We start from the raw sequence: 7,018 nt of genomic DNA on the forward strand, positions 1-7,018 counted from the left end.
ATCAATATCTAAATATTAGCATACTATAAGATTTCTTGCTGGATATGGAGTGAAGATGCCAATTAGGGCATCTTCACTCCATATCCGTAATCTTTTCCAGTAAATAATGCAGTAGGTCTACCTTTTAATTCTATCTAACTTCTCAAAAAAATTAGATCGATCATTAATAGTACTCGCATCACCAAATAGCCAATTTTTATTGATTATAAACGATGGGTGTTTTCTTTAAGTAGGACGTTATGAAAAAACTGCTGGGAAGTCCTATATTAAAGACTGTCTAGCATTTTCTATAACTAAGACCTAATAATATATAGACTACTTCTAAAAGAGAAAAGTTAATAAATAACAGAATTGAAATAAAATTAGAAAAAATACCGATGAAATGGTAGAATGTGGTTGGTTAAACTATAGATGTATAATCAATAATCTAGTATTAAAGGGGGAGTTAATTTGGGTAATAGGAATAGAGGAATGAAAATTTATTTTCAAAGGTTAGTAGCTGTAAGTATATGTTTTTTGTTATTTTTTCTGGGGAGCAATTATTCAAAAGCCGAAACTGTTGAACCTATAACATTAAATCCTAAAGATGTAGAAGCATTTACCAATAAAGTAATTCCAGAGAAAATGAAAAAAGAAAACGCAGCTGGTGTAGCTCTTGTCGTTGTAAAGGATAATCAAATTTTATATCAAAAGGGATTCGGATTTTCCGATAAAGAAAAGAATACTCCCATCGATCCTAAAAAAACAGTTTTTCGATTAGCGTCAATATCAAAAGTTTTTACTGCTAGTGCTGTCATGCAGTTAGTTGAACAAGGTAAAATTGATATAAATAAAGATATAGTAAATTATATGGGGGGATTAAAGTATCAAAATAAAATGGGTGAACCAGTTACAATGGAACATTTACTTACCCATACAACAGGTTTTGATTACGTAGATCCTAGACCAGAGGATATCCATTATCAAGAGAATGATTATACTATGCTTAAAGATTATGTAGAAGATAATATGCCCACAGTAGTGAGAAAGCCAGGAGATACATATACATATGATAATTTTGCTTCTATGCTTCAAGGGTATATTGTTCAAAGTCTGACAAACACACCTTTTTACAAATATATGGCCAAGAATATTTTTTACCCTTTAGAAATGCATAATAGCAGTTTTGTTATGACTAATTTTATTAAAGAAAAGCTTGCAACAGGATATGACGCTAAAGGTAATGCCATTCCATTTTATCAAACAAGACCAACAGATATGCCACAAGGGAGTATGTTTTCTACAGGAAGTGATGTAGGCAATTTTATGATCGCTCAATTGAATGATGGTAAATTTAAAAATAACCAAATACTACAAAAAGAAACCGTAGAAGATATGCAAAAAACAAAATTTGCTTTACATCCCAAATACCCTAATATGACATATGGGTTTGAGTTCTTTTCACCGCAAAGCCATAATGGGCAATATGTGTTCGGTAAAGGGGGAAATATACCAGGTTTTTCATCTTTAATGTGGTTAATTCCAGAGCATAAAATTGGAGTTTTTGTAGTTACAAATAAAGATAGTTCGGCACTTCCTGTTGAAGTATTTGATGATTTTATGAATCACTATTTTCCAGATAAAACAAAGCCTGAATATTTAACCCCTAATGAAGAAGAATTAAAGAAATTTGAAGGTGTTTACCGTGATTTGAGATTAAAAAACCTAATGTCACATGTAAACATAAGTGAAGGAAAGTTATATGTAAGTGATAAAGTATATGGTAAACAGGAGATAAAACAAATAGACCCTTTACTATTTGAGGATGAAAAAGGGAATTATATGGCATTTAAACTTCACAAAGATGGTACTGTGAAAGAAATGATACATTGGAACTCTGGCAGCTCAGCGGTGAAGTTAAGTGAGCCCGAGAGATTTAAAGACGTAGATGAAAATCATCCGTATGCTAAGTTTATAAATCCTTTACATCAATACGAGGTATTACAAGCAAATAAGGAGGGGAATTTCAATCCAGAATCTTCTCTTACACGGGCAGAATTTGCATATTGGTTATCTCAAATTGCTTACTTTACGCCACCTTCAAAAAAAGAACCAGTATTTTCGGATGTGAAAAATCATCCGTATGCACCTCATATTCAAAAGTTATATGAGATTGGTATTTTATATGAAAAAGAAGGGGAACAATTTCATCCAAACCGTGCAATTACTAGACAAGAAGCAGCATGGATTACCTGGCAGTATTTAAAAATGTTAGGAGCGCCATCTGCAGATGCAACATTAAAGGGAGACACTGATGAATGGGCAATAGAATCCGTGAAAAACATTGTAGGTCATCGTTTAGTAGGGCCTGAGGTTATATATAATGAAGATGGATCAGCAGATTATCTATCAAAACAAAGTATGAAACGACAAGAAGCAGCTGCATTGTTACTTTATGTTTTTTTATCTAGTTAATTTGTTTTGAGGTGAATTTCACAAAAAGAAAACATCTAAAGAGCTTGAAATAATACACAGAAAAAGAATAGTCATCGACGATTTATCGTAACAAACAGGGGGGAATAAGTTATAACCATGCTCCAAATCTTAAGTAGAGCTGGTAATAGAATGATTTCTTAAATGTTTTGTAAGGTAAGGAGCTCCTTTCAGGGGAGCTTTTTTTATTTTATTATTAATAATTTCACATACTGTAATTATTAATAATAAAATAAAATCTACAACAAGGGGATTGATTCCTAGTTAGGTCACAGTAATACACTAGATACCAACAAATATGATGTATAAAAAATTGTGTTCATCTTTTTTAGTGAAGGAAAATAATGTTAATCGATTTGATTGTTTATACAACAGTTCAATTATTAAAATTACCGACTGCTCACATTATGAAGGGACTGGAAAACAACAAAGACGTTCTTGAATGTATATATAAACTTTAATAACAAAGATAAAAAAAGAATAGGTAATCGGAAATGTCGAAAGGTTTAAATTGATATTAAAAATTGAAGGTGATACCATCAATTAAACGATGTTTAAAACGTTGTTTAACTGATGAATTTTAGAGGAGGAGATAAGTTGAGTGGAAATGAAAACATATCTACGAAAGAAAAGATTTTAAATACAACATTAGAGTTAATTAAAGACAAAGGCTTTGAAAGTGTAACAATAAGAAAAATTGCGGCATTGTCAGATACTAATATTGCGCTTATAAATTACCATTTTGGCTCAAAAGAAAAATTGATTAGTGAAACAATTAAAATATTATTAATTAGCTTTCAAGACACTTTTTCTATTTTAGATGATATTAAAGTGCCAGCAAAAGAAAGATTAAAAATATTTTTACTTGATTATGTAATAGTAATTCGGCAATACCCCGAGTTAGTTAGGAAAATTATTGCAATGGGAACTACGGTATTTACATCTCAATACGAATATGGAGATTTTTTGAAGAGGCTCGGTTTTAGTAAAGTGAAGAATATATTGAGTGAAATAACAAATGAAACGGATCAGGAAATTTTAATGATGATGACGGTGCAAATATTCGGATCCATTTTTCTTCCAGCATTAATGATGCCAATTCTTGAATCAGGGGCAGATATAAGAATACAGCCTGTAGAAAAGCAAATTGATTTCCTATTTGAACGCTATTTTTATAAAAATTGAGATAGTGGGTGATAGAGATGATTAGTTTCTTTAGAAAGCAATGGTGTGATGTAGGGTTAGTTATGGCTATTGTTGTTTTAGGTTATTTAATCGCGAATTTTGGAAAAATGAGTGAAATAAAGGTACTGTTAGCGTTAAGCTTTGTAGCCATTTTAGTGCATCAATTTGAAGAGTATCGTTGGCCAGGTTATTTCGCTGGTCTGTTTAATGTAGTTATATTTAAAAGTGATATACCAGATCGCTATCCATTAAATACACAATCTGCTATGGTAATAAATATTTTGATTGCGTATGTTTTTTATTTACTTCCGTTTTTCTTTCCAAATATCATATGGCTTGGGTTGGCACCTATTTTAATGGGATTTTTTCAATTCATATGGCATGGTATTTTTGCGAATATAAAAGCTAAAACAATATACAACCCAGGATTAGGTGCGGTTGTATTGCTACATGTTCCGATTGGTTATGCATATATGAGATATGTTCTTTTACACAATTTAGCAACAAATTTGGATTGGATATTAGGGACAATCTATTTTCTAGTAGCTACCTATTTTTTAATTATAAAAGGAAATATGTTACTGAAAAGTAAGGAGACAATTCATTACTTTTCTAAAAAGCAATTAGGTCCGTACAATGATTCATTAAAGTGATTCAGAAGGAATTTTGGATGCTGACGAGAGTACAAGTGAATTAAAAAAGAAAGGTGCATTGGCACCTTTCCTTTTTGAAGGATATTTTTGTATTTCAGGGTATCACCACATCACCATCAAGTTAAGAAATTCATTGTTACTCGAAACGAAAAAAATGACCTGAATTCGCATAAATAATGGTAGTAGTTATATGGGTTTTTTTAGCGACACCTCAAAGTGTTAGCTTAATAAGAATAATCCTTAGCCTCCTTTAGATAAAAAAGGGGCTTTTTTACATATGAAATTACATGGGTCTTTAAAGATAGCTTTGAGCGTAGAGAGAAACTGTAGTAAAGGCTAGTATTGAAAAATATGAAATACGGAAGTAGCGTAGAGGATTTATGCATAAAGTAATATTGATGGTAAAATTAACAAAATTTTCATTTAAGTCAGATAAAAGGATGGTGTTTTTAACTTATAATAATGTTACTACAAGAAAATAAGGTTATGTATTAGTGATTTTAAAAATCAAATTTAGATGGGAAGAGGATAATGAAGACCAGGGATAGTTATAAAATTATTGTAATTGGTGCTGGGACTGCAGGAATATCTTCTACTGCACATTTGTTACGAAATGTACCTCTATTAAAAGAAAGTATAGCAATTATTGATCCATCAAAAAAACATTATTTCCAACCACTATGGAGTTTAGTGGGGGGAGGAATTGTTTCAAAGGAAAGTACGATGCGTGATCAAGAAGAGCTTATTCCAAAAGGTGCAACGTGGATTCCTAATAGTGTCGTTAAGTTGTTTCCGGAAGAAAATAAGCTACTTTTAGATGATGGACTGCTGCTTGAGTATGAAATTCTTATTGTAGCAGCCGGTATACAAATAAATTGGGATGGTATTAAAGGCTTGAAGAAGTCTATTGGGACTAATGGGGTTTGTAGCAATTACTCTTATAAATATGTTGATTCTACTTGGAGAGAAATTGAAAAATTTAAAGGAGGAAATGCGGTTTTTACCCACCCCAATACTCCTATTAAATGCGGTGGTGCTCCACAAAAGATTATGTATTTAGCAGAAGAGTATTTTTGTAATAGCGGTGTAAGGAACAAAAGTAAAGTAATGTTTTACACGGCTAACGCTAACATATTTCAGGTTCCACGTTATGCTAATACATTAGAACAAGTGTTAGAAAGAAAGCAAATAATAACAAATTATAATAAAAACTTAGTAGAAATTATCGCGGAGAAGAAAGAAGCAATTTTTGAAGATACGCAAACACTAAAAAGAGAAACAGTACCATATGGTATGATCCATGTTGTTCCACCTATGGGGCCATCTAATTTTCTTAAAGAGAGCAAGATAAGTGATCATCAGGGTTGGGTAGATATAAGCCCTTATACTTTGCAGCATGTAAAGTATAAGAATATTTTCGGACTTGGAGATTGTACCAATTTACCGACCTCTAAAACTGGAGCAGCAATTCGAAAACAAATACCGGTCTTAAAACAAAATATTATGGACGTACTTAACGGAAGAGATATACAGGCTAAATATGATGGGTATACATCTTGTCCGATTATTACAGGATATAAAAGCCTTATACTCGCCGAATTCAACTATGAACATGAGCCTCAAGAAACATTTCCGTTCAATCAAGCGAAAGAACGGTATAGTATGTTTTTACTTAAAAGATATATGTTGCCCTATATGTATTGGAACTTCATGTTGAAAGGGATCCTATAAGGGAAGAGAGAAAATGGCTAAAAAGATTGAAAAGTAATTTGAAATAACTATATGGAGGGAATAGCTATGCTTTTAAAATATTTTTATGATGAAAAATTAGCGCATGCTTCTTATTTAGTTGGTTGTCAGAAGGAAGGCGTAGCAATTGTAATTGATCCAGGTCGCTATATAGAACAATATATAGAATTTGCTAAGAAAGAGGGGATGGAAGTAATTGCTGCGGCTGAAACTCACATTCATGCAGATTTTCTTTCTGGGTCTAGGGAACTTTCTAATCTTTATCATGCAAAGCTATATGTATCTGATGAAGGAGATTGTGATTGGAAATATCAATATCTTAATGAAGGCCGATACAAATTGGTTAGAGAGGGCACAGAGTTTAAAATAGGTCATATAAAATTTAATGTAATTCACACCCCAGGGCATACGCCTGAAAGTATTTCTTTTTTAGTAACTGATACTAGTCAAAATAATTATACGAATGATAAGCCTATGGGAATATTCACAGGTGATTTTATATTTGTAGGAGATATAGGAAGACCGGATTTATTAGAAACTGCTGTAGGTATGAAAGATACTGCAACAATTGGAGCGAAACAATTATTTGATTCTATACAAAAAATAAAAATACTTCCTGATTATTTGCAAATATGGCCATCACATGGTGCAGGAAGCGCATGTGGAAAAGCATTAGGAGCAATTCCAACTTCTACCTTAGGTTATGAAAAGATGTTCAATTGGGCATTTCAGTGTAATGAAGAAGGAGATTTTGTATCGACTTTATTGACCGGGCAGCCAAAGCCTCCAAGGTATTTTTCATTAATGAAGAATTTAAATAAGTATGGTCCTCCAATCCGAAAGAAGAGGGAAGTTTTTGCTATTAAAACGGTAGAAGAACTTCAAGTGCGCCCATAAGGGCATTTAGAAAATCTCCTTAGGCAAGAGATGGGAAGTTTACACCTAAACCAATCACCAAC

4 protein-coding genes and 1 pseudogene are annotated in these 7,018 nt (G+C 32.3%); all 5 read left to right on the top strand.

Annotation, left to right across the window (positions count from 1 at the left end; genetic code table 11):
* The first annotated feature begins 471 nt into the window (after positions 1–471).
* Positions 472–2,454, top strand: a complete 1,983-nt coding sequence (locus PDL00_RS28505) for a serine hydrolase (RefSeq protein WP_333563541.1) — start codon at positions 472–474, stop codon at positions 2,452–2,454.
* Between the two features lie 615 nt (positions 2,455–3,069).
* Complete coding sequence (locus PDL00_RS28510) at positions 3,070–3,657, top strand: TetR/AcrR family transcriptional regulator (protein WP_097863685.1); 588 nt, start codon at positions 3,070–3,072, stop codon at positions 3,655–3,657.
* 17 nt (positions 3,658–3,674) lie between these two features.
* Positions 3,675–4,310, top strand: coding sequence for an HXXEE domain-containing protein (locus PDL00_RS28515; RefSeq protein ID WP_270732831.1), 636 nt, complete (start codon positions 3,675–3,677; stop codon positions 4,308–4,310).
* Between the two features lie 531 nt (positions 4,311–4,841).
* Positions 4,842–6,041 (top strand): FAD/NAD(P)-binding oxidoreductase, encoded by a 1,200-nt coding sequence (locus PDL00_RS28520; protein WP_270732833.1) that lies wholly within the window; start codon positions 4,842–4,844, stop codon positions 6,039–6,041.
* Positions 6,042–6,107: 66 nt separating this feature from the next.
* A pseudogene (locus PDL00_RS28525) lies at positions 6,108–6,944 on the top strand (MBL fold metallo-hydrolase); the annotation flags it as partial.
* Between the last annotated feature and the right edge of the window lie 74 nt (positions 6,945–7,018).

This window comes from Bacillus cereus group sp. TH152-1LC (assembly GCF_027710505.1).
GTDB lineage: Bacteria > Bacillota > Bacilli > Bacillales > Bacillaceae_G > Bacillus_A > Bacillus_A mobilis.

Excerpts from the sequence above, each read along its gene's own strand:
- PDL00_RS28515 (WP_270732831.1), top strand. The coding sequence starts at position 3,675 with ATGATTAGTTTCTTTAGAAAGCAATGGTGTGATGTAGGGTTAGTTATG.
- PDL00_RS28520 (WP_270732833.1), top strand. The coding sequence starts at position 4,842 with ATGAAGACCAGGGATAGTTATAAAATTATTGTAATTGGTGCTGGGACT.
- PDL00_RS28505 (WP_333563541.1), top strand. The coding sequence starts at position 472 with ATGAAAATTTATTTTCAAAGGTTAGTAGCTGTAAGTATATGTTTTTTG.